Raw genomic sequence first — 19123 nt, 5'->3', positions numbered from 1 at the left:
GGCCGCATGCAGAAGAACCTCCTGGGACCGGACCCCACGTACCTGCCCGACGACCACCCCGACATGGCCGCCCGCGTCGCCGTCGAGCGGGGCGACGACCCCCGGGACGTCGCCGCCCGGCTGCCCGCGTCGAGCTTTGCCTGGGCGGTGCTCGCGCGTGACGCGATGAGCGAGGAGGACCCGGTGGCCGCGTACGCCTACGCGCGCACCGGCTACCACCGCGGCCTGGACGCGCTGCGTCGCGCGGGCTGGCGCGGGCAGGGGCCGATCCCCGCCGACCACGTCCCCAACCAGGGCTTCCTCGCGGCGCTCGAGTCCCTCGCCGACGCCGCCGCCGCGATCGGGGAGGACGACGAGGCCGAGCGCTGCCGGACCTTCCTCAGGGACGCTACGGCCTGAGTCCTCACGCACGACGCAGCAGGGTCCGGCTCGTGGGAGCCGGACCCTGCTGCGTCTGGGGCGGGTCAGCTGGAGGCACGCTCCTGGTCGTCGGCCTGCTGGGAGAGGATCTGCGCGTTCTCCTGGAGGGCGCGGACGACGTTCTGGAGGGCGGGGACGTACTGGCCGGTCCAGTCGCCGCGGAAGCGCTGGGCGTCCGGGCCGTACCAGGGGGTGGCCTCGAGGTGCTGGGTCAGCCGCGCGGTCAGCTGGTTGATGGTGTCCGCGTCGCCGTTCATCACGCGGACGAGGTCGCGTGCGGCGTTGATGTCCATCCCGTACAGGGTTCCGGTGCTCATCTGAGTAGTCCTTTCGTGGGGTGCTGCTGTGGTGGGTTGTCAGGTGGTGCTGGTGGTGCGTCGTGCTGTCAGTCGAGGAGCTCCTCTCCCCCGTCGGTGTCCCCGGTCCGGGCGCGCAGGGCGCCGAGGCCCGCGGCACCGAGGCCGGCGAGCCCGAGCGGCGCGGCCAGCGCTGCAGGGTTGAAGGACGAGCCCGCGGTGAGGGTGCCCGGGGCACCGAGTGCGGCGAGGCCTGCGCCAGCTGCGTCCGCCGTGGCGGCCGGGGTGGCGCGGACCGTGGGGTCGCCGGGAGTCGTGGTCGCGCGGCTGGTGGAGCCGAGGAGGCCGGAGCTCGCGTCCGAGTCGGCCGCACCGCTGCCGGTGCCCGAGCCGAGGCCGGCGCCTGAGCCGCCACCGGAGCCGGAGCCGGAACCGGAGCCGCCGATGAGGCCGCCGCCCGTGCCAGCCGGTGCAGAGCCACCGGTACCGGAGCTGCCCGACGAGCCGCCCAAGGAGCCTCCCGTGCCCAGGCTGCCGATCGAGCCGCCCGAACCGGACCCGCCGATGAGGCCACCTGGACCGAGTCCGCCGGTCGTGCCGCCGGTGCCTGTCGCCGCGCCAAGGCCAAGGCCGCTGCCGACCTGTCCGCCACCGCCGCTCGAGCCGCCCCCGAGTGCAGCGCCACCCGGTGGAACGGTGCCTGGGGCCAGCGCGGGCACGGGCGCCCCGCTCACCGGTGAGGTGCTCACGGGCCCGAAGGACGACGTCGTCCTCGTCTCCGGCGCGGTGCCGCCTGCGGAGGTCCCGGACGAGCCGGTCCCGCCGCCCCAGCTCACGGTCACGCCCGAGGGCGTGGTGACCTGGCCACCGGCACCCGTGGCGGCGGTCTGGCCCAGCGAGCTCGTGGTCCCGCCGATGCTGATCGGGATGACGACGACGGCGCCGTCCCCGACCGAGACCGTGGGCATGTCCGCGTTGGCCACGGCGGTGTCGGGCCGGCTGAGCGAGGGTGCGTTGACCGCCGAGCTCGTGGGCAGCTGCGGCGGGACGTAGGCCGAGGCCGGGATCGCCACCCGCGGCGAGTCCTCGCTCACGGCCTTCTGCAGCGCCGAGGCCATGCGGAGCACCTTGGCGAAGTTCTCCAGCGCCTCGCCGGTGGCCTCGACCCACGGGATGACCGTGGCCTCGAGGTAGGCGGCGTAGCCGGCCGCCCAGCCCGTCCACGACATCGCCTTGAGGGCCCGGACCAGGATCTTGAGCGCCATCGCGACCTTCTTGGCGTAGTCGGCGCCGTCCTGGGCTTTCTGGGCCATCGCGTCGAGACCGCTGACATCTGCTCCCTGGAACATTTCTCTGACCTCCTTCCCTGAATTTTCGTGGTGTTTCCGATGACGTTACCGACGGCTTTTCAGCCCGACGCCAGTGCCGCGGGGGTGGAATGTTCCGCTCAATCAGCGGCTGACCTGGTCCTGCATCTCGGCGCGGCGGTGGAGCTCACGGGCGTTCTCGCTCAGCGACTGCGTCGCCGCCTCGAGCTCCGGCCGCAGGGCGCCGTCCCAGTCCTGCTTGAACCGCTTGGCGGCGGGGCCGACCCAGGTGACGGAGTTGAGCATCGCGGAGACGTTGCCGACCATCGCGCCGAGGTCCTGAGCGTTCGCGTCCATCTGTCGCGAGCTCTCGCGCGCATAGGTGGTGTCAATTCCGGAAAAGCGAGAGGCGTCGTGGCCCATGACATTCTCCTCGTGGTCTTGGGTCGGTATTTCCCGACACCCGGAACCCTAGGAGCAGTGCGTCGCACAATTCCATCCCCGGCGGGGTGGAAACTTCCGCCACGATGAGTTCCGCCGTCGGGGCCGGTCGGTCACGAGGACTGCCGAACAAGGAGGAAGCATGAGCGAGCTCGTCACCGCCCGCGGCGACCGTGTCGTCTACGACAGGCACGGCACCGGCCCAGGGCTGGTCTTCGTCGCCGGGGCCGGCCCCCACCGAGCCACGGACCCCGTCACCACCGCGACCGCCCGGGCGATGCCGGGAGTCACCACCGTCGTCTACGACCGGCTCGGTCGCGGGGAGAGCACCGCGGACGGTGCCGTCGGGCTCGACCGTGAGCTCGCGGCCCTGGCGGCCCTCATCGACGAGGTGGGCGGCAGTGCGGTCCTGTGCGGCCACTCCTCGGGGTGCTCGATCGCCCTGCACGCAACGGTCGCGGGGCTCCCGGTCACCGGCCTGGCACTGTGGGAGGCGCCGATCGCAGGTGACCCGGCGCAGATCCTCGCCTGGACCGACGAGTTCCTGCGCCTGCTCGACGCCGGTGAGCTCGAGCGGGCGCGAGTGCACTACATGAGGGACATGCCGGTGGAGTGGCTGGAGGCGGCGCGGAGCTCTCCGGACTGGCCGGAGGTCGTCGCTCAGACCGGCAGCCTGCGTGCCGACGCAGAGTCGATCGCCTGGGCGGTGTCGGCCCCGGCCCGCGACCTCCTCGGGGGCATCGACGTCCCGGTGCTCGCGATGGCGGGGACGGAGACCTTCGAGGAGATGGTCGATTCCTCGGCGCTGCTGGCCGACGCGATCCCCGGGGCGCGGGAGGTCCGCGTCCCTGGCGCCTTCCACACCTGGGAGCCGGAGGCGATGGCACGCACGCTGAGCGCGCTCGTCGCCGCGGCGGCGGGGATCGCTATGCCTGGAGCAGACGGGCGGGGTTGAGGCCGTCGCCGCTGGCCTGGGCGGCCAGGACGAGGTCGAGGTCCTCGGTCGTGACGAGGCGAACCTCGGCGGCCCGCCGCCCGACGGCGAAGCGCACGTTCTGCACGCGGCCGGCGGTCGCGGTGAAGGGGTCGTCCGCGGGGCCGAAGGCGAGGCGGGCGACGGCGCGGATCGCGTCGTCCACCCGCTGGGGGCGCTCGAGGTTCCACGCATGGCCCCGCAGGGCGAGGACGCGCTCGTAGATCTCCCGGTTCGAGGCCGGGCGCGGGTAGTCGTCCGCGCCGGTGAGCCACGGCTCGGCGAGCGCGAGCGCGACGTACCACTCGCGGGAGAAGCGCTCGAGCTGCGGGGCCTTCGTGGTCGCGTCCCCGTCGGCGTCCACGGCCGGTGACGCGCTCTCCGGCGGCGCCGCGGCGCGAACCTCCTCGACGTCGAGCACGATGACGAGGTCGGTGAAACCGCCGCCGTCGACCTCGCGCCCGCGCAGGAGCAGGATCTGGTTCTCGCCCTCGTCGAGGAGCGCGCCCATGCCGTGCGACAGGGCCACCCGGCGCGCACCGCCGGGGGCGTCGAAGAGGCTCGACAGCTGCGCCGTCGTCGAGCCGTGCCAGCGCAGGCGCACGACCTCGTCGCCCACCGTCACCTCCCCGACGACGCGGGAGACGTGCGCGGCGACACGCGGCAGGGTGAGCGTCGTGGTCCGCAGCTGGCCCTCGGCGTCGTCGGTGAGGGCGGCGTCGGGGGCACGGCCCACGAGCAGCCGGTCCCCGCTCCCCAGCACGACGGGCGGCACACCGGCGCCCCTGATCCGCACGCGCAGCATCCTTGCGTCCTCCTCGGTCGGTCGCCCCCAGGGTAGGGGGCTCACGGGATCGGCGGGGCGCCGTCGTCGTCGACGAGCATGTCCAGGCCGCCCTTGAGGAGGACGAGCGGGGTGAGCACCGTCCCGACGACGGGCCCGGCCGCGCCGGTGGCACGGAAGACGGCGTCGAAGTTCTCCTGCACCCGCTCGCCGTAGGTCGTGCCCTCCATGGCCTCGTTGACGCCGGTGCCGATGAGAGTGCCGACCCCGAAGGGGACGGTGATCGCCGCCGCGGTGCCACCGCCGATGAAGCCGGCCGCGCCGAGCCCGGCGACACCGAGCGGGACGCCGCTCTGGAAGACCTTGGCGTGGTCACCGTCCTGGACGCCCTCGTACAGGTCGGCGGCGCTGAGTGCGACGCCGAGACCACCGAGCAGCCTGCCGGCCCCCTGGGCGAAGGTCGTGCGACCGAGCTCCTGCAGCTCCCACACCTCGTCGAGCCGGGCGAGGCTGGCGGCCGCCTCCCGACTCACGCGCAGCACCTCGCCGAGCTTGGCGGCGTCCGGCAGGAGGCCGAGGACGTCGCTCTGGAACCGCAGCCGCGCGCGCAGGTCGTCGGTGGCCGACGACATCGCCCCGCTCGCGCTGCTCGCCCGCTCCTGGTCGGCGGCCTGCTCGAGGACGTCCGCGGCCGCCCGGTTCAGCGCCGCGCTGACCTCGCTCAGCCGCGGGGAGTACTCGGACTCCCAGGCAGAGCGGAAGCGGGCGGCGTCGGGCCCGTTCCACTCGACGTTGTAGATGAGTCCGGTGACGCGGACGTTGGTGACGAGCAGCGCCTGGGCGGTGTCGGCCAGCTCTCGCGAGCTGGCGCGCAGCGCCTCGACGTCCGCGCCGTGTGTGACGGACATGACACCTCCTGAAGGTAGGTGCCCATCGTGGGACGACCCGCTTCCCCGCGACCAGCGCCTCGAGGGTGGAAGGTTCCGCTAAATGCGCCCGTGGTGTCTCTCGCCACACTTTGCGGAGATGTGACTGCCGCAGACATGCGAAAGGCCCCCATCCACTCGGGATGGGGGCCTCTCACCTGTAGCCCCGACCGGATTCGAACCGGCGCCGCCGCCTTGAGAGGGCGGTGTCCTAGGCCGCTAGACGACGGGGCCTCTAGCATTTTCAACCTGGTCGAGTTTAGCGGATCTCGCCGCCTCACTCAAACCGCTGGGGTACCAGGACTCGAACCTAGACTAACTGAACCAGAATCAGTCGTGCTGCCAATTACACCATACCCCATGGGGGTATAACGTCCGCTGCTGCGAACGTCGTACCGGGGGTAGACACTACCCTGCCGCACGCGCCGGGTTCAAAGCCGGGGGCGGTGGGGGTGGTCACACCCCGCGGTAGGTCCCGACGGTCCAGAGGTTCCCGTCCCGGTCCCGCACGCCGAAGGTGTGGGAGCCGTAGTCGGTGTCGTGGAGGGCCTCGGTCACCTCGAGGTCCACGTCGCTCTCCGCGCGGGCCCAGACGGCGTCGACGGTCTCGGCCTCGGCGGCGACGACGTACACGCCCGTCGGTCCGAGGGTTCCCCAGTCCCCCGCCTTGCCCCGGCTCCCGAACATGACGCCACCACCGTCGGGCCAGCGTGCCTCGGCGTGAGCCACGGTGCCGTCGTCGTCGCGGTAGAGGGCGGTGACGACGAAGCCGAGGACCTCGGTGAGGATGCGGACCCCGGCGTCGACGTCGGTGAAGCCGACGCTCGGCCACACGGTGGGGACGGGGGCGGTCAGGGTGTTCTCGTCGGTGCTCATGACATCGATCGTGCGCCCGGGGACCGGGCCGCGTCTTGGACGAATGGGAGCTCCTCGCGCAGCCATGTCGTCATGCTCGCTCCCGTGAGGGCGCGCCACTCGCGGGCCAGGTGCGCCTGGTCCGCGTAGCCGGTCTCCGCGGCGACGTCCGCCAGCGGCCGGCAGGCCCGGAGCAGCCGCTGGGCGTGCTCGAAGCGGGCCACCCGAGCGGCCTCCTTCGGGGTAAGCCCCGTCGCGCGGCGGAACTGCTCTCCGAGGTGGCGGCGGCCCCAGCCGACCGCGGCGGCGACGTCGACGACGGGCAGGCGGCCCTCACTCGCGAGGATGAGCCGCCACGCCTCGCCGACCTCGGCCGGTACCGCCCACCCCGCGGCCCGCGGGGAGCCGGCCAGCCGGTGGAGCAGGGCCTCGTCGAGGAGGCGGAAGCGGGCGGGCCAGGACGGCGTGGCGGCCATCCGCTCGACGAGCCGCGCGGCGTCGGGTCCGAGGATCCCCTCCAGGCCGACGGCGCGGTCCCGCAGCTCCCCCGCTGGGATCCCGAGGAGCACGCGGGCGCCGAGCGGACTCAGCGCGTACTGCACGCCCTCCTGAGGCCGGCTCGCATCGATGAGGGCTGGAGCCGTGTGGAGCCCACCGACCACGCCGTGGGCACGGACCGTCTCCGCCAGGCCCCGGACGGTGAGCGGGCCGAGGAGCTCGACGACGAGCGTGAGGTGCCGCGAGGGCAGCCCGCGGTGGACCCCCGCCGGGTAGGCCGGGGCCCGGTAGCCCACCGACGCGGCGACCAGGGGCCGCAGCGGTGCGGGGACGGTGTGCGGCACGAGCGCGGACACGCCCCCATCGTCCTCCCCCACGGGTGCCCGGGCCAAGCGCTCACGCCGCGACCAGGCGCAGGACGTCGATACCGTACGCGCCTGGGCAGCCGCAGGTCGGCGGCCTCGTCGAGGGGCGGACGGGCGAGATCCGCACGGTCCGCGACCGATGCGGTGAGGACACGCCTCCTGGTGGCGTGGTTGTGGAGGACCGTGAAGTCATGGTCGGCGACGCTAGGGCCTCACGTCGCGGCCGGGTCAGCGCTTTTCACCGCTCTTCCGCCGCCGCCCGACGGGGACCATGGGGTGATGAGCAGCGACGATGCCCCCGGCCCGGACCTGCCTCGGATCGGCCGGCCGGCCACCAATGCCCTGCTCGAGCGGGGCGTGACCTCGCTCGAGCAGGTGGCGGCGATGTCCGAGCGCGAGTTGCTCGCGCTCCACGGGGTCGGGCCGCGGGCGGTGCGGCTGCTGCGCGAGGCGCTGGCCGCGCGGGGCCGCGACCTCGCCCCGTGAGGACGCCCCGTCCGCGCCGGGTGCCCGAACCGGGTACAGGAGTGCCGTTCGCGCGCGACGATGGCCGCTGACCCCGAGGAGCAGGATGCGCAGCGCGAGTTTCGGATGGACGGCCCACGGCACACCGGTGCACGACGGAGGCCCGCAGGACACGGAGCGGGACGGGCGACTCGAGCTCGCCGACGTCGGCAGACTCGCGCGGCGCGCGGCCCGCGGGCTGGTCGGGGTCGCGCGCGCGGAGGAGCGCGAGACGCTCTCGAGCCTGCTGCACGAGCACCTCGCCGCCCCAGTCGACGAGCTCGACGTCGTCGGGGAGAGCCGGCCCGGCTACGAGCACGTCAACGTGCAGGCCGGCTTGGACGCATGGCTGGCGGCGGACCACCGCAGCCACCGGCTCGTCGGCGTCGTCGGGCACCAGCACCAGCAGTTCGGCCTCGCCGAGCTGCTCGAGGGCGGCCGGCGCGATCCCTTCGGCCCGCGACCGGGGAACGTGTCGCGGGCGAATCTGCCGAGCGGCCCCGGCGGGCAGGTCGCTCCCTGTGTGCGCTGCGGCCTGTACCTCGTCGAGGACCACGGCCGCCCGCTCGCCGTGCTCCTCCGCGGGGCGGAGCCGGAGTCGGGCCGCACCACGGTGACGGTCGAGCTCACCGGGCCCGACGCCGCGGCCGTCGCCGCAGCGGCACGGGAGATCCAGGACCTCACGACGACGCACAACGTCTTCCGCGGCCAGGTGCTCTCCTTCGAGCACGAGGTCTTCGGGTACGGAGGGACGCTGCTGCACTTCCACGAGCGGCCCACGGTCGGCCCGGAGGAGCTCATCCTCCCGACGGCGGCGGCCGAGGCGATCCACAGGCAGGTCGTCGAGGTGGCCCGGCACAAGGACCGGCTGCTGTCCGCCGGCCAGCACCTCAAGCGCGGGCTGCTCCTGTACGGCCCGCCGGGAGTGGGCAAGACGCACACGGTGCGCCACCTCGTCAGCAGCCTCACCGACACGACCGTCATCCAGCTGACCGGTGGCGCCCTGGAGCTCATCAGCGAGGCGTGCTCGGTGGCGCGTGCACTGCAGCCGGCGATGGTCGTCGTCGAGGACGTCGACCTCATCGCCGAGGACCGCGAGCTCCACTCCGGGGCCCATCCGCTGCTCTTCCAGCTCCTCGGTGAGATGGACGGCCTCGCCGAGGACGCCGACGTCGTCTTCGTCCTCACGACGAACCGGGCCGACCTGCTCGAGCCGGCCCTGGCCGCCCGCCCGGGGCGTGTGGACCAGGCGGTCGAGCTGCCCCTCCCCGACGCCGACGCCCGCCGCCGGCTGTTCGACCTCTACGCCGGTACGCTTGCCGTCGACCGCTCGCGGCTCGACGCGGTGGTCGAGCGCACGGAGGGGGTCACGGCGTCGTTCATCAAGGAGCTGCTGCGGCGCGCTGCGCTCGTCGCGGCGGAGCGCGACTCGGGCGGGGAGCCGCTCGCCGTGTCGGCGGACGACCTCGACGCCGCCCTGTCCGAGCTGCTCGACACCCGCAACGCGATGACGCGGGTGGTGCTGGGCGCCGCCGGGCACGCGGGACCTGCGGAGTGACCGGCCACGGGCAGACCTCTCCCCTCCGCCTCCGGTTACGGGTCGGCGGTGATGAGCCAGCCGTGCCGGTCGCGGAACCACCACTGCCCCTCGGCCCGGGTGATGGTGATCTGCTGGGCGTGCACCCAGTCGTGGTGGTGCCAGCACAGGAGGATGCCGTGCTCGACGTCGGTGCCGCCGAGGTGCTGGGCCCACCACAGCGAGTGGTGGATTTCCCCGAAGCCAGGCGGCTCGTCGCAGCCGGGGTACTGGCAGTGCTTGTCTCTCGCGATGACGGCCCTGACCTGGTTGGCGGGAAAGATCCGCTTGTCCCGGCCGGCGTCGAGGATGGTGGAGACGGCCCCGAAGATCACGCGGGACAGCTGTGACTCGCAGGCGAGCCGGGCGAGCACGGCGGGCGGGATCGGGGTGCCGTCCTCGAGCGTGGGCGGCTCGAGGCCGACGACCTGCTCGTAGTCGATGGCCGTGGAGATGACGTGCTCGTCCCCCGACTCCCACTGCTCGAGCCAGCGGCGCGTCTCCTCCGAGGCGGTGAACAGCGCGACCTCCCCCGCGGCCTCCGGCGCCTCGGGGTCGCGGGGGCCACCGGTGGCCGTGAGCGCGGCCTTGCTCGAGGGGCCGAAGGCGGCACCCGGGGCGTAGGGCCGGCCGTCGGGGCCGAGGGGCGGGATGGCCGAGCCCATGGCCTCGGCCAGCGCGCGCAGCGTCTCGAGCGACGTGGTGACGGTGAGGTGGGGCCGGATCCGAGCGGCGGCGCCCTGGATGCCGGCGTCCAGCGACTGGCTGGCGAGGGAGACGAGGGCCGCGGCGCGGCGCTGCGCCGGGGTGCGCTCGTCCTTGGCACCCTTGCGGCCCGCGTGCGCCTGCAATGCGGTGCCGACGATCTGGCCGGACACCTCGTCGAGCCAGCCGCGGAGGTGGAAACCGTCGGTGGTGCGCGAGAGCGTCAGCTCCTCCTTGCTGTCCGCCTCGCGCCAGGCGCGGTCCGCCCCCTCAGGGTCCGCCGCGACGGTCCAGGCCCGCACCAGCTGGGTGAAGGTGCCGGCGTCCATCGCCTCGGCCTGCGCGACGAGGAAGCCCTCCCCCAGGTCCTCGTCCGTGAGCTGGGTACGCAGCTCCTGCGTGCGGGTGGTCTCACGGACCAGCACCGCGACGTGCTCGGGGCTGATGCGCCCCACGGACAGCGCCTCGCGGGTGAGCGGGAGGTGGTCGCGCAACGCCCGCGCCTCCCGCACCTGCCGGGACGCGGATCCCGCGGTGGAGCCCGTCCGCTGCCGCAGCCACGCGGCGTAGGTGCGCGTGCCCTGGAGCGCCCACAGCCCGTTGGCCTCGACGACGGGCAGCACCTGGGCGCGCAGCGCCGCGAGGTGGCGCTCGGCCCGCTCGAGCTCGTCGAGCGCGTCGTGCGCGGCCTGGCCGGGCAGCTCGTGCCACGGGGTGGTGGTGAGGGCCGAGAGGGTGTCGGCAGCGCCCGTGATGGCGGCGACCGGGTCGGGGAACGCGGTGGCGGACATCGCCCCAGCGGTGGCGGGCGGCGTACCAGCAGTGGCGGGCGCCGCACCGGCGGGCGCGGGCGGCGCACCAGCGGGCGCGGGCCGCGCACCAGCGGGCGCGGGCCGCGCACCAGCGGGCGTGGGCGGCGCACCCACGGAGGCCGCGCGGCCGGCGTCGGCACGCTCGCCCGGAGCACCCTGAGACCGGCGTCGCGCCGGCCTGGTGCGGTGCTGCGGCAGCGACTGACGCAAGCGGCTGCGCCGCTGCGCCTCGCCAGCACTGCGCCTCACCGCTCGCCCGCGACCCTCGTCCGGCTCTCCCCGTGGCGGCGCCTCAGGCGGCGTCCCTGCGGCCATCGCGCTCACCTCCCCAGTGAGAACCTCGTCTGACTGCCACGCTACAAGCGACCACTGACATCGCCCCGAGGCCCGGAACCGCGCGGCTCACGCCGCCGAACACTCGAGCCATCGATGCCACCTCCAGCGGTGTCGTCCCGGTACCTGACACGCTAGGACCCACCACTGACATCGACGAAGGAGAGCCACCGTGACCTCAGGCAGCGCCGGCCGGGTGGTCGTCGTCGGCTCGGCCAACGTCGACCTCGTCGTCCCTGTCCCGCGGCACCCCGCCGGCGGGGAGACGGTCCTCGGCGGCGCGCTCGAGCGACACCCCGGAGGCAAGGGCGCCAACCAGGCCGTCGCCGCCGCACGCGCGGGCGGCGCGGACACGACCTTCGTCGGCGCCCTCGGGCAGGACGACTCCGGGAAGCTGCTCCACAGCTCGCTCGCGGCAGCGGGCGTGCACACCGACCTCGTCGCCCGGGTCACCGAGCCCACCGGCACCGCCCTCATCTCCGTCACCCCCGACGGCGAGAACACGATCATCGTCGCGCCCGGTGCCAACTCCGCCGTGACCGTCGGGCCCGAGCAGGCGGCGCGCGTGGCGGAGGCGGACGTCGTCCTCGCCCAGCTCGAGATCCCCCTCGAGGCGATCCTCGCCGCCGCTGCCGCTCGCCGCACCGGCGCGCTGCTCGTCCTCAACGCCGCCCCCTCCCGTGAGCTGCCGGAGGAGCTGTGGAACGCCGTCGACGTTCTCGTCGTCAACGAGCACGAGGCGGCGGACCTCGCCGGCGCCGATGACGGCACCGAGCCGGCCGAGCTGGCGAGCGCGCTGCTCGCCCGGGTGCCCGCCGTCGTCGTCACCCTCGGCGGGGAGGGGTGCCTCGTCGCCGAGCGCGACGACGAGACGCACCACGTCCCCGCGTTCCCTGCCGAGCCCGTCGACACGACCGGCGCCGGGGACACCTTCTGCGGCGTCCTCGCCGCCGCCCTCGCCGGCGGCGCGGCACTCGCCGACGCGGCGCGGCTCGCGGGGGCGGCCGGCGCCCTCGCCACCACCGCTCCCGGCGCGCAGGAGGCGGTCCCGACCGCCTCCGCCGTCGCGGAGCTCGTACGGGACGCCTGACGCCCGCACCTCAGCCGGTTGCGCCCCGCCACGGTCGTGGTCACGGTGAGGAGAGCGGTTGGGCTCCGAGGAGCCCGCCGCCCCGTCTCGCCCTCGCACGTCCGGAGGACCCGTGGAGTCACTGCACCTCGCCTACGCCCTGGTCGGCTCGCTCGCCGTCGTGCTCGCCCTGGCGAGCCGCAAGATGCGCGACCTGCCGGTGAGCGAGCCCCTGCTCGCCCTCGTCGTCGGCGCGGCGCTCGGACCCTTCGCGCTGGGACTGATCTCGGTACCGCACGACGTGCGCGACCTCGCCCTGCTCGAGGGCAGCCGGCTGGTCGTGGCACTGTCGGTCATGGAGGCCGCGCTGCGCTTCCCTACCTCCCGGCTGCCAAAGGTGGCCCGCGCCGTCGCCCTGCTCATCCTCGTCGTCATGCCCGTGAGCGTCGCCGTGTCCGGCGCGGCGGCCCTGTTCCTCGGCTTCCCGCTGGCGCTGGCCGTGCTCGTCGGGGCCTGCCTGGCACCCACCGACCCGGTGCTCGCCGGGTCCGTCGTCTCCGGCGAGCCGGCGGAGAAGACGCTGCCCGGGCGCCTGCGCCACATGCTCAGCGTCGAGAGCGGCCTCAACGACGGCCTGGCCCTGCCCTTCGTGGCGCTGACGATCGCCGTCGTCGTTCCCGGTGGGACGCTCGGGGAGCACGTCGGCCGGGTCACCTACGAGGTGGTCGTCGCCATCGTCATCGGAGGTGTCCTGGGGGCGCTCGGTGGGTGGGGGACGCGGTTCGCGACGCGTCACAAGGACCTCGAGCCCGCGCCCGACCTCGTGCTCACCATGCTGCTCGCCGTGGCGACCCTCGGGATCGCGCGGACCGCCCAGACCGACGGCATCCTCGCCGTGTTCATCGCCGGGACGGTCTACAACCTCCTCGTCACCGGCGAGGAGCGTGAGCCGCAGGAGGACACCGACGAGGCGGTCAACCGCTACCTCTCGCTGCCGATCTTCTTCCTCCTCGGCCTGGTGCTGCCCTGGGAGGAGTGGGGCCGCCTCGGACCGGCGGCGATCCTCTTCGTCCTCACCGTCCTCCTGCTGCGGCGCCTGCCCGCCGTCGTCGCGCTCGCCCGGCCGCTGGGGCTGGACGTCCGGCAGGCGACGTTCCTCGGCTGGTTCGGCCCGATGGGGGCGAGCTCGATCTTCTACGTCGCGCACAGCGTCGACAAGGGCGTGACGGACCCGCGCTTCTTCGCCGCGGCGACGCTGATGATCGCGGCGAGCGTCGTCGCCTTCGGGGTGACGTCCTCCCCCGGGCGCAAGCTCTACGGCCGGAGCAGGGCGCCCGAGCCGGCGCAGGAGTCGGGCTAGGTCTGGGCGCGCCGCTCCGCCCGGTCCTGGAACGCCACGGTCGCGAGGACCGAGGTCAGCAGGACGACCTCGAAGAGGTTCGTCACCGCGCCGCTGTCCACGGGGACCGGGACCGCGCTGCCGACCGTCATGACCGCTGTCCCGACGAGCAGCCACGGCCAGCCCTGCCGCCGCCACACGAGGACGCCGGCGACGAGCAGCGCGAGGCTGACGACGAGCACCATGACCGGCGGCCCGCCCGCCTCCTCGACGGGCGCGTAGCTCAGCACCCCGTACTCCCGCCGCGCCTCGAAGTCGAGCCCGACGACGTGCGTCAGCTCCAGCACCACCAGACCTGCCGTCACTGCACCGGCGACGACGGCGGCCGCCCGGGTCCGCGCCCACCCCACGCCGGCGCGCACGAGGGCGTGCCACGCGAAGACCACGAGCAGCGGCGTCACCAGGGCGTGGGTCCAGTACCGCGGCAGGTTGAGCGCCTCGAGGAGCGCGCCCTCGCCGATGAAGCGGCCCGTGCCGAGCACCGCGTTGTCGTAGACGAGCCCGACGACGACGAGCAGGGGTACGTTCGCGGGTGTCCACCAGCGCCGTCGTCGTGCGGCAAGGGTCAGCCCCCAGGCGAGCAGGACGAGGTAGATCCCGGTGTAGGCGAGGAACAGCACCGTGTCCATGCCCCCACCATGACGCTCAGGGCGACCGACCGCACCAGCACCGCCCCTCCTGAGAGGAGCAGGGTGCGCAGGGCGAACAGGCCGCGGGACGCTACTCCGCGCTGCGCAGTGCCCGCAGCGCGATGACCGCCGCCACGACCATGAGGACGACGCCGATCGAGGAGGTGATGACCACCCCGGAGTCGAAGGCGTGCCGCGCCGACTCGAGGAGCGACGCCGCCACCGAGTCCGGCAGCCCGCTCGCCACCTCCGTCGCGCCGCCGAGGGTCTCCCCCGCCGCGCGCGCGTCGTCGCCCGTCACGGCGTCGGGGACGACGACGTTCGTGCGGTAGACCGCGGTGAGGATGCTGCCGAGTACCGCGGTGCCGAGGACCGAGCCGAGCTCGTAGGCGGTCTCGGAGACGGCGGACGCCGCCCCCGCCTTGGCCGCCGGGACGCTGGAGAGGATGAGGTCGTTGGAGATCGTCTCCGCCGCCCCCACACCCGCGCCGAGCACCATGAAGGCGACGAGCAGCCCGACGTCGGAGCCCGTCGACCCGCTCGCGAGGATGAGCCCGTACCCGACGGCGTTGAGCAGCAGCCCGCCCGCGACGACGTACGAGGGGCGCACGTGCCGCACGACGCGCACGACGGCGAGACCCGCCACGACCGTGACGACCAGCCCCGGCACGAGGACGAGCCCCGCCTCCATCGGGGTGCGCCCGCTGACGAGCTGGAGGTGCTGGGAGACGAAGAAGAGGAAGCCGACCATGGAGAAGACGCTGAGCAGGTTCGCGGCCACCGAGCCGCTGAACACCGGGTTCGCGAAGAGGCGGACGTCGAGCAGCGGGACCGGCCGGCGCAGCTGGCGGCGGACGAAGGCGTAGCCCAGGGCGAGGGCGAGGACGACGGCGAGCACCGCCGTCGTCGTCGGTCCTGCCTCTGCCATCCGCTTGATGCCGTAGACGAGCGGGACCATGGCGCCGAGCGAGAGCGCGATGCTCACCGGGTCCACCGGTCCGGGCTCGGGGTCGCGGGACTCGGGCACGAGCACCGGCCCGAGGACGAGCAGCGGGACGAGGACCGGCACGGCGAGGAGGAAGACCGAACCCCACCAGTAGTGCTCGAGCAGGAAGCCACCGACGATCGGGCCGAGCGCCGCGCCACCGGAGAAGCCTGCGGCCCAGATCGCGATCGCCGTCCGGCGCTGGACGGGGTCGGTGAAGATGTTGCGGATGAGCGAGAGCGTCGCGGGCATGAGCATGGCGCCGAAGAAGCCGAGGGCGGCACGCGCGGCGACGAGGAGCGGGGCGGTGGGCGCGAAGGCGGCGACGGCGGAGACGACGGCGAAACCCGTCGCGCCGATGAGCAGGAGCCGGCGGCGGCCCACCCGGTCCCCGAGGCTGCCCATCGGCACGAGCAGGCCGGCGAGGACCAGCGGGTAGGCGTCGACGATCCACAGCAGCTCGGTCCCGCCGGGGCGCAGCGACTCGGAGATCGACGGCACGGCGAAGCTGAGCACGGTGTTGTCCACCGCGATGAGCAGCACCGGCAGCATGAGGACGACCAGCGCCGCCCACGGACGGGCGGCGGGCGAGCTCGGGATGACGGGGCGCGAGGAGGTGGTCGAGGCCAAGGTGGTGCTCCGGGAGGACGGCGGGACGGGCGCGTGCTGCGCCGTCGAGAACTGTACCGTCTGGACGGTTGGGAGTCGATGTGGGTAGCGTCTCTCCCATGTCGGCACGAGACAAGGTCCTGGACGCCTTCGAGGAGGTCCTCATCGGCGAGGGCGCCCGGGCGGCCACGCTGGACGCCGTCGCCGCACGGGCGGAGGTGTCCAAGGGCGGCCTGCTCTACCACTTCAGGAGCAAGGACGCGCTCGTCGAGGGCCTCCTCGAGCGCCTCGCCGCACTCGCCACGGCCGACACCGAGAAGATGGCCGCCGACCCGCGCGGCCCGTCCGCGTACTACGTCGACACCTCCGTGGCCGACGGCTCCCCGCTCGACCGCACGCTGGTCGCCGCTGCGGGCCTCGCCCAGGAGGCCCTCCCCCGGGCGCGCGAGGCCCTGCACGCCGTCCACCGCGCGTGGTTCGAGCTCATCCTCGAGGAGGTCGGGGACCGTGCGATCGCCCGGGCGATCGTCCTGCTCGGTGACGGGCTGTACTACAACGCCGTCCTCGCCGGTGCGATCGCCTCGGACGAGGTCGCCGGCCGGGAGCCGCAGGACCGCGCCGACCTCCTCGAGGTCGTCGCCCTCCTCAAGCAGCAGGCGGCCGCGAAGACCGTGTGACTTTCGCGTTCCCGGAGAAGCCGAAAGCCACACGGTGCAGGAGCCACCACTCAGCGCGGGTGAAGCACCTCGACCTCGCCGGTCACCGGGTCGGTGAGCGTCACGCGTGCGTCGCCGCCGAGGTCGATGGCCACCGGCTCGCCCCACACCCGGACATGCACCGTCGCACTGGGCGCGGCCTCCGCGATGCGGCGGCGGAGCAGCGCGACGTCGAGATCGGTGCCCTCCTCCACCTCCCACGAGTGCGAGCCGACGGCGAGGACCCAGCGTCGCGCCGTCGTCGTCTCCCGCAGCGTGGTGGCGGGAAGGGAGATGCCGAAGATAGTCGCGGGCGGCGGCGTGAGCTCATCGGCGGGAGGCTCGCCGACCGGCGTCCCCTCCCCGAGCCAGATCCGCCACTGCCCGTCGGCCCGGACGACCGAGCCCGCGGCCACCAGGGTGGCTCTGCCGGCCGCCTCGAGCTGACGGCGCAGCGGGGCGGCGTGGTCGGGCGGCACGAAGCCGACGATGACGTTGCGCCACACGACGACGACGCGCCCCTCGGCCCCCGCGGAGAGCTCGAGGCGGGCGCGGACCTCGGGCCGGCCCCGCGCGTCGGCGCCGAGGGCGGTGACGATCGCGCGCTGCAGCGCGCCGGCCTCGGCCACCCAAAAGCCGGGGCCGACGTCGGCGGGGACCTCGGTGGAGCGCCAGCGGTCGAAGAGTCTCACGGGGCCATCATTCCCGACGCGGACGCCGGTCCCTTCACTCCACCCGCGGGCTCAGCGCCGTCACGACGCACCGCCACCCGCCGTCGGCCTCGCGGACGAAGACCTCGGTCGTGTACTCGTCCTCGTGGAAGGGTCGGCCCTCCCAGTGCCCGGAGTTGGTCCCGTGCGCGATGGCGACGACGACGTCGCCCCGGTCGCGTACGTCGAGGACCTCGAGGCGCATCTCCTCGTGCGTCAGTCGGCCCGAACGCACGAGGTAGAGGAAGCGCTCGCGCGAGATGGTGCCGCCCGCGCCGACGAGCACCCAGTCCGCCGTCGCGAAGGAGCCGATCCGGTCGGCGTCGTTGGCGACGATCGCCTCCGCCCAGGCGTCGAGGAACTCACTCACGCGACGGCGCAGCGTCTCGTCCATCCTCCGATGGTCCTCCGCAGGCCGCCCGGTGTCACCGGCTACGTCCGAGCTGGCCTCGCAGTCAGGACGGGCGGGAGTCGATGCCGTCGAGCCAGAGCCGGCCGATCGACCCGGGTGCGGGGCCGGACGGTGTGGGGTTCGCGAGGTCCACGGTGTCGAGGTTGCGGATGACCTGGGCGAGGGCCATCGCGTGGCCGTGGCCGAGGTCGTGCTCGGTCTTGAAGAAGGTGACGATCTCGCCGGCCTTCGAGTCGGCGGTGAGTCCTGCGTCGGCGGCGATCGCGATGAGCTCGCGCGGGGTCCTGCCGGTCTTCTGCTCGATGGTGGTGAGGTAGGCCTGTCCGGACATGGTGGTGCCTCTCTGTGCCGCTACGCGGCGATCGTGATGGGTTGGTAGACGTCGAGCCGGGCGCCTCGGCCCAGCGGGGTACTCCCGGCGAGGGTGAGCTCCACGCCGCCGGCGGCCCAGCCGTCGAAGAGCCGGCGGCCGGTGCCGAGCACGAGCGGGTGCACGACGAGGCGCAGCTCGGTGAGCAGGCCGAGGGCGAGCAGCTGCTCGACGAGACTGACGCTGCCCGCGACGGTGACGCGGTCGTCCCCGAGCTCGTCGAGACTCGCGACGGCGGCCGTGAGGTCCCCGCCTGGGCGCAGCACGGTCGTCGGAGCCCACGAGGCCTCGGCATCGGTGATGCGGTCGGAGACGACGACCTTGGTCATCGCGTTGAGCTGTGCCGCGAGGGGGACGTCGTCGCCGCGCCCGGGCCACGACGACGCGAACACGTCGTAGGTCCTCCGGCCGAGCAGCACGGTGGACGTGTCCTGCTCCCGGGCGACCTCGGACAGCATGGCCTCGTCCACCCACGGGAGGTGCCAGGTCTGCGGCTCGGCGACGACGAGGTCGAGGCTCACGAACAGCTCGGCCGTGATCGGCCGCCTCATCGTGGCGTTCCCCGGACGAACGCGGCGAACGTCGGGCCGACGAGACCCGGGTCGGTCTCGTGTGTCCCGCCGGGGAAGATCTCGAGGCGGGCGTCGGGCAGCACGGCCGCGGCGGTCTCGCCGCCCGCCCTGAGGAAGGGCCACGTGTCGCCGCCGATGCCGATGAGCACCGGCACGCGCACGTCGCGGTAGCGGTCCAGCGCGGTGGCGTCGCCGCGCATCAGCTCCTCCATGAACCGGCCGTCGTACCGGATCGTGTGGGCCACCGAGGCGAGCTGGTCCCAGTTCGGCGCGAAGGTGATGCCCCGCGCCATCTCGTCCGGCAGCCCGACGGCGTCGGTGAGGAAGATGCGGAAGGCCTCGGCCGGGTCGTCGGCCGCGGCGGCGGCGTCGAGCCGGGCGACGTAGTCCGCCGAGAGCGGCGGGCGGCTGTCGTCGACGACGAGCGGTGGCTCGTAGGCCACGACGCGGTCGGCGGCGACGCCGGCACGCGCCGCCTCCAGCGCGAGCACGGCGCCGGAGGACTCTCCGACGAGTGCCGCGACGCGACCGCCGAGCGCACCGATGATCGCGGCGATGTCCTCGATCTCGCGCTGGACCTCGTAGGGGGCCGTGTCGGCGCTCTCGCCCCGGCCGCGGCGGTCGTAGTCGACGATGCGCAGACCGGTGAGCTCGGCGACCCGTGCAGGGACGTCGTGGACGGCGCGGAACGCGGTCGCGCCGTGCACCCACACGACGGTCGGCGCGTCGGCGGGGCCGTGGGTCTCGTAGGCGATGCGGGTGCCGTCGGCGGATGTGGTGAAGCTCGTGGACATGGGGGCTCGATTCTCGTCGGTGGCGCCTCTGTGACGACACGCTCCGTAGCGTGTTGCCGGAAAGGTAGCGGACGCCGGCCGACG

Annotated in this window: 22 protein-coding genes and 2 tRNA genes; 7 read left to right on the top strand and 17 right to left on the bottom strand. The window is 74.0% G+C overall.

The window, feature by feature from the left end; translation table 11 throughout:
- Positions 1–6: 6 nt before the first annotated feature.
- The gene (locus AA0005_RS06575; RefSeq protein WP_413452612.1) at positions 7–399 is read left to right on the top strand and encodes a DUF3151 domain-containing protein; all 393 of its coding nucleotides are present in this window, start codon (positions 7–9) and stop codon (positions 397–399) included.
- Between the two features lie 65 nt (positions 400–464).
- Here AA0005_RS06575 and AA0005_RS06570 read toward each other — a convergent pair whose 3' ends face one another.
- The 3 genes from AA0005_RS06570 to AA0005_RS06560 form a co-directional block, all read right to left on the bottom strand.
- The gene (locus tag AA0005_RS06570) at positions 465–737 is read right to left on the bottom strand and encodes a hypothetical protein (protein ID WP_413452611.1); all 273 of its coding nucleotides are present in this window, start codon (positions 735–737) and stop codon (positions 465–467) included.
- A 68-nt stretch (positions 738–805) separates the two neighbouring features.
- Positions 806–2065 (bottom strand): hypothetical protein, encoded by a 1260-nt coding sequence (locus tag AA0005_RS06565; protein WP_413452610.1) that lies wholly within the window; start codon positions 2063–2065, stop codon positions 806–808.
- Positions 2066–2167: 102 nt separating this feature from the next.
- On the bottom strand, positions 2168–2380 hold the full coding sequence (locus tag AA0005_RS06560) for a hypothetical protein (protein ID WP_413452609.1): 213 nt from the start codon (positions 2378–2380) through the stop codon (positions 2168–2170).
- A gap of 226 nt (positions 2381–2606) precedes the next feature.
- On the opposite strand from AA0005_RS06560, the gene AA0005_RS06555 reads away from it, so the two are divergent.
- Complete coding sequence (locus AA0005_RS06555; RefSeq protein ID WP_413452608.1) at positions 2607–3419, top strand: alpha/beta fold hydrolase; 813 nt, start codon at positions 2607–2609, stop codon at positions 3417–3419.
- Here AA0005_RS06555 and AA0005_RS06550 read toward each other — a convergent pair.
- The 6 genes from AA0005_RS06550 to AA0005_RS06525 form a co-directional block, all read right to left on the bottom strand.
- Positions 3391–4242, bottom strand: coding sequence for a hypothetical protein (locus tag AA0005_RS06550; protein WP_413452607.1), 852 nt, complete (start codon positions 4240–4242; stop codon positions 3391–3393). The two genes, AA0005_RS06555 and AA0005_RS06550, sit on opposite strands and share 29 nt — an antisense overlap.
- Positions 4243–4283: 41 nt before the next feature.
- On the bottom strand, positions 4284–5129 hold the full coding sequence (locus AA0005_RS06545) for a hypothetical protein (protein WP_413452606.1): 846 nt from the start codon (positions 5127–5129) through the stop codon (positions 4284–4286).
- Between the two features lie 179 nt (positions 5130–5308).
- Positions 5309–5381 (bottom strand) — tRNA-Glu (locus AA0005_RS06540).
- A gap of 55 nt (positions 5382–5436) precedes the next feature.
- Positions 5437–5508 (bottom strand) — tRNA-Gln (locus AA0005_RS06535).
- 95 nt (positions 5509–5603) lie between these two features.
- The gene (locus tag AA0005_RS06530; RefSeq protein WP_413452605.1) at positions 5604–6023 is read right to left on the bottom strand and encodes a VOC family protein; all 420 of its coding nucleotides are present in this window, start codon (positions 6021–6023) and stop codon (positions 5604–5606) included.
- The gene (locus AA0005_RS06525; RefSeq protein ID WP_413452604.1) at positions 6020–6856 is read right to left on the bottom strand and encodes a helix-turn-helix domain-containing protein; all 837 of its coding nucleotides are present in this window, start codon (positions 6854–6856) and stop codon (positions 6020–6022) included. The genes AA0005_RS06530 and AA0005_RS06525 overlap by 4 nt, the downstream gene beginning before the upstream one ends.
- 288 nt (positions 6857–7144) lie before the next feature.
- On the opposite strand from AA0005_RS06525, the gene AA0005_RS06520 reads away from it, so the two are divergent.
- Positions 7145–7351, top strand: a complete 207-nt coding sequence (locus AA0005_RS06520; protein ID WP_413452603.1) for a helix-hairpin-helix domain-containing protein — start codon at positions 7145–7147, stop codon at positions 7349–7351.
- A gap of 85 nt (positions 7352–7436) precedes the next feature.
- Positions 7437–8927 carry an AAA family ATPase gene (locus AA0005_RS06515; protein WP_413452602.1) on the top strand — a complete coding sequence of 497 codons (1491 nt, stop codon included), beginning with the start codon at positions 7437–7439 and terminating at the stop codon, positions 8925–8927.
- A gap of 35 nt (positions 8928–8962) precedes the next feature.
- Here the strand turns inward: AA0005_RS06515 and AA0005_RS06510 are convergent, their stop codons facing one another.
- Positions 8963–10441 (bottom strand): DUF222 domain-containing protein, encoded by a 1479-nt coding sequence (locus tag AA0005_RS06510; RefSeq protein ID WP_413452601.1) that lies wholly within the window; start codon positions 10439–10441, stop codon positions 8963–8965.
- Positions 10442–10967: 526 nt separating this feature from the next.
- Between AA0005_RS06510 and AA0005_RS06505 the strand changes: the two genes are divergently transcribed.
- Both AA0005_RS06505 and AA0005_RS06500 read left to right on the top strand, forming a co-directional pair.
- Positions 10968–11885 (top strand): ribokinase, encoded by a 918-nt coding sequence (locus AA0005_RS06505; protein ID WP_413452600.1) that lies wholly within the window; start codon positions 10968–10970, stop codon positions 11883–11885.
- 112 nt (positions 11886–11997) lie between these two features.
- The gene (locus AA0005_RS06500) at positions 11998–13224 is read left to right on the top strand and encodes a cation:proton antiporter (protein WP_413452599.1); all 1227 of its coding nucleotides are present in this window, start codon (positions 11998–12000) and stop codon (positions 13222–13224) included.
- Here AA0005_RS06500 and AA0005_RS06495 read toward each other — a convergent pair.
- Entirely contained in the window at positions 13221–13892 is a 672-nt protein-coding gene (locus tag AA0005_RS06495) for a hypothetical protein (RefSeq protein WP_413452598.1), read from the bottom strand. The two genes, AA0005_RS06500 and AA0005_RS06495, sit on opposite strands and share 4 nt — an antisense overlap.
- A 91-nt stretch (positions 13893–13983) precedes the next feature.
- On the bottom strand, positions 13984–15429 hold the full coding sequence (locus AA0005_RS06490; protein ID WP_413453067.1) for an MFS transporter: 1446 nt from the start codon (positions 15427–15429) through the stop codon (positions 13984–13986).
- 176 nt (positions 15430–15605) lie between these two features.
- Here AA0005_RS06490 and AA0005_RS06485 point away from each other — a divergent pair, with 176 nt between their 5' ends.
- Positions 15606–16163, top strand: a complete 558-nt coding sequence (locus AA0005_RS06485; RefSeq protein WP_413452597.1) for a TetR/AcrR family transcriptional regulator — start codon at positions 15606–15608, stop codon at positions 16161–16163.
- A 50-nt stretch (positions 16164–16213) separates the two neighbouring features.
- Here the strand turns inward: AA0005_RS06485 and AA0005_RS06480 are convergent, their stop codons facing one another.
- The 5 genes from AA0005_RS06480 to AA0005_RS06460 form a co-directional block, all read right to left on the bottom strand.
- Positions 16214–16873 carry a hypothetical protein gene (locus AA0005_RS06480; protein ID WP_413452596.1) on the bottom strand — a complete coding sequence of 220 codons (660 nt, stop codon included), beginning with the start codon at positions 16871–16873 and terminating at the stop codon, positions 16214–16216.
- Between the two features lie 34 nt (positions 16874–16907).
- Positions 16908–17285 (bottom strand): nuclear transport factor 2 family protein, encoded by a 378-nt coding sequence (locus AA0005_RS06475; RefSeq protein ID WP_413452595.1) that lies wholly within the window; start codon positions 17283–17285, stop codon positions 16908–16910.
- Between the two features lie 61 nt (positions 17286–17346).
- Positions 17347–17634: a DUF4287 domain-containing protein gene (locus AA0005_RS06470; protein WP_413452594.1), complete on the bottom strand. Its 288-nt coding sequence runs from the start codon at positions 17632–17634 to the stop codon at positions 17347–17349.
- Between the two features lie 20 nt (positions 17635–17654).
- Positions 17655–18224: a dihydrofolate reductase family protein gene (locus tag AA0005_RS06465; protein ID WP_413452593.1), complete on the bottom strand. Its 570-nt coding sequence runs from the start codon at positions 18222–18224 to the stop codon at positions 17655–17657.
- Positions 18221–19039 (bottom strand): alpha/beta fold hydrolase, encoded by an 819-nt coding sequence (locus AA0005_RS06460; RefSeq protein WP_413452592.1) that lies wholly within the window; start codon positions 19037–19039, stop codon positions 18221–18223. Before AA0005_RS06460 ends, AA0005_RS06465 begins: the two co-directional genes overlap by 4 nt.
- Positions 19040–19123: the final 84 nt, after the last annotated feature.

The sequence above is a fragment of the Georgenia phoenicis genome, assembly GCF_047302425.1.
Taxonomy (GTDB): Bacteria; Actinomycetota; Actinomycetes; order Actinomycetales; family Actinomycetaceae; genus Oceanitalea.
Note: the sequence above shows the minus strand (reverse complement) of the source record. Positions and strands in the feature narration are given on the sequence as shown.

Bases quoted from the DNA above. Each gene is read 5' to 3' on its own strand.
- AA0005_RS06575 (WP_413452612.1), top strand. From the start codon at position 7: ATGCAGAAGAACCTCCTGGGACCGGACCCCACGTACCTGCCCGACGAC.
- AA0005_RS06570 (WP_413452611.1), bottom strand. From the start codon at position 737: ATGAGCACCGGAACCCTGTACGGGATGGACATCAACGCCGCACGCGAC.
- AA0005_RS06565 (WP_413452610.1), bottom strand. From the start codon at position 2,065: ATGTTCCAGGGAGCAGATGTCAGCGGTCTCGACGCGATGGCCCAGAAA.
- AA0005_RS06560 (WP_413452609.1), bottom strand. From the start codon at position 2,380: ATGGACGCGAACGCTCAGGACCTCGGCGCGATGGTCGGCAACGTCTCC.
- AA0005_RS06555 (WP_413452608.1), top strand. From the start codon at position 2,607: ATGAGCGAGCTCGTCACCGCCCGCGGCGACCGTGTCGTCTACGACAGG.
- AA0005_RS06550 (WP_413452607.1), bottom strand. From the start codon at position 4,242: ATGCTGCGCGTGCGGATCAGGGGCGCCGGTGTGCCGCCCGTCGTGCTG.
- AA0005_RS06545 (WP_413452606.1), bottom strand. From the start codon at position 5,129: ATGTCCGTCACACACGGCGCGGACGTCGAGGCGCTGCGCGCCAGCTCG.
- AA0005_RS06530 (WP_413452605.1), bottom strand. From the start codon at position 6,023: ATGAGCACCGACGAGAACACCCTGACCGCCCCCGTCCCCACCGTGTGG.
- AA0005_RS06520 (WP_413452603.1), top strand. From the start codon at position 7,145: ATGAGCAGCGACGATGCCCCCGGCCCGGACCTGCCTCGGATCGGCCGG.
- AA0005_RS06515 (WP_413452602.1), top strand. From the start codon at position 7,437: ATGCGCAGCGCGAGTTTCGGATGGACGGCCCACGGCACACCGGTGCAC.
- AA0005_RS06510 (WP_413452601.1), bottom strand. From the start codon at position 10,441: ATGTCCGCCACCGCGTTCCCCGACCCGGTCGCCGCCATCACGGGCGCT.
- AA0005_RS06495 (WP_413452598.1), bottom strand. From the start codon at position 13,892: ATGGACACGGTGCTGTTCCTCGCCTACACCGGGATCTACCTCGTCCTG.
- AA0005_RS06490 (WP_413453067.1), bottom strand. From the start codon at position 15,429: ATGCTGCCGGTGCTGCTCATCGCGGTGGACAACACCGTGCTCAGCTTC.
- AA0005_RS06485 (WP_413452597.1), top strand. From the start codon at position 15,606: ATGTCGGCACGAGACAAGGTCCTGGACGCCTTCGAGGAGGTCCTCATC.
- AA0005_RS06475 (WP_413452595.1), bottom strand. From the start codon at position 17,285: ATGGACGAGACGCTGCGCCGTCGCGTGAGTGAGTTCCTCGACGCCTGG.
- AA0005_RS06470 (WP_413452594.1), bottom strand. From the start codon at position 17,634: ATGTCCGGACAGGCCTACCTCACCACCATCGAGCAGAAGACCGGCAGG.
- AA0005_RS06465 (WP_413452593.1), bottom strand. From the start codon at position 18,224: ATGAGGCGGCCGATCACGGCCGAGCTGTTCGTGAGCCTCGACCTCGTC.
- AA0005_RS06460 (WP_413452592.1), bottom strand. From the start codon at position 19,039: ATGTCCACGAGCTTCACCACATCCGCCGACGGCACCCGCATCGCCTAC.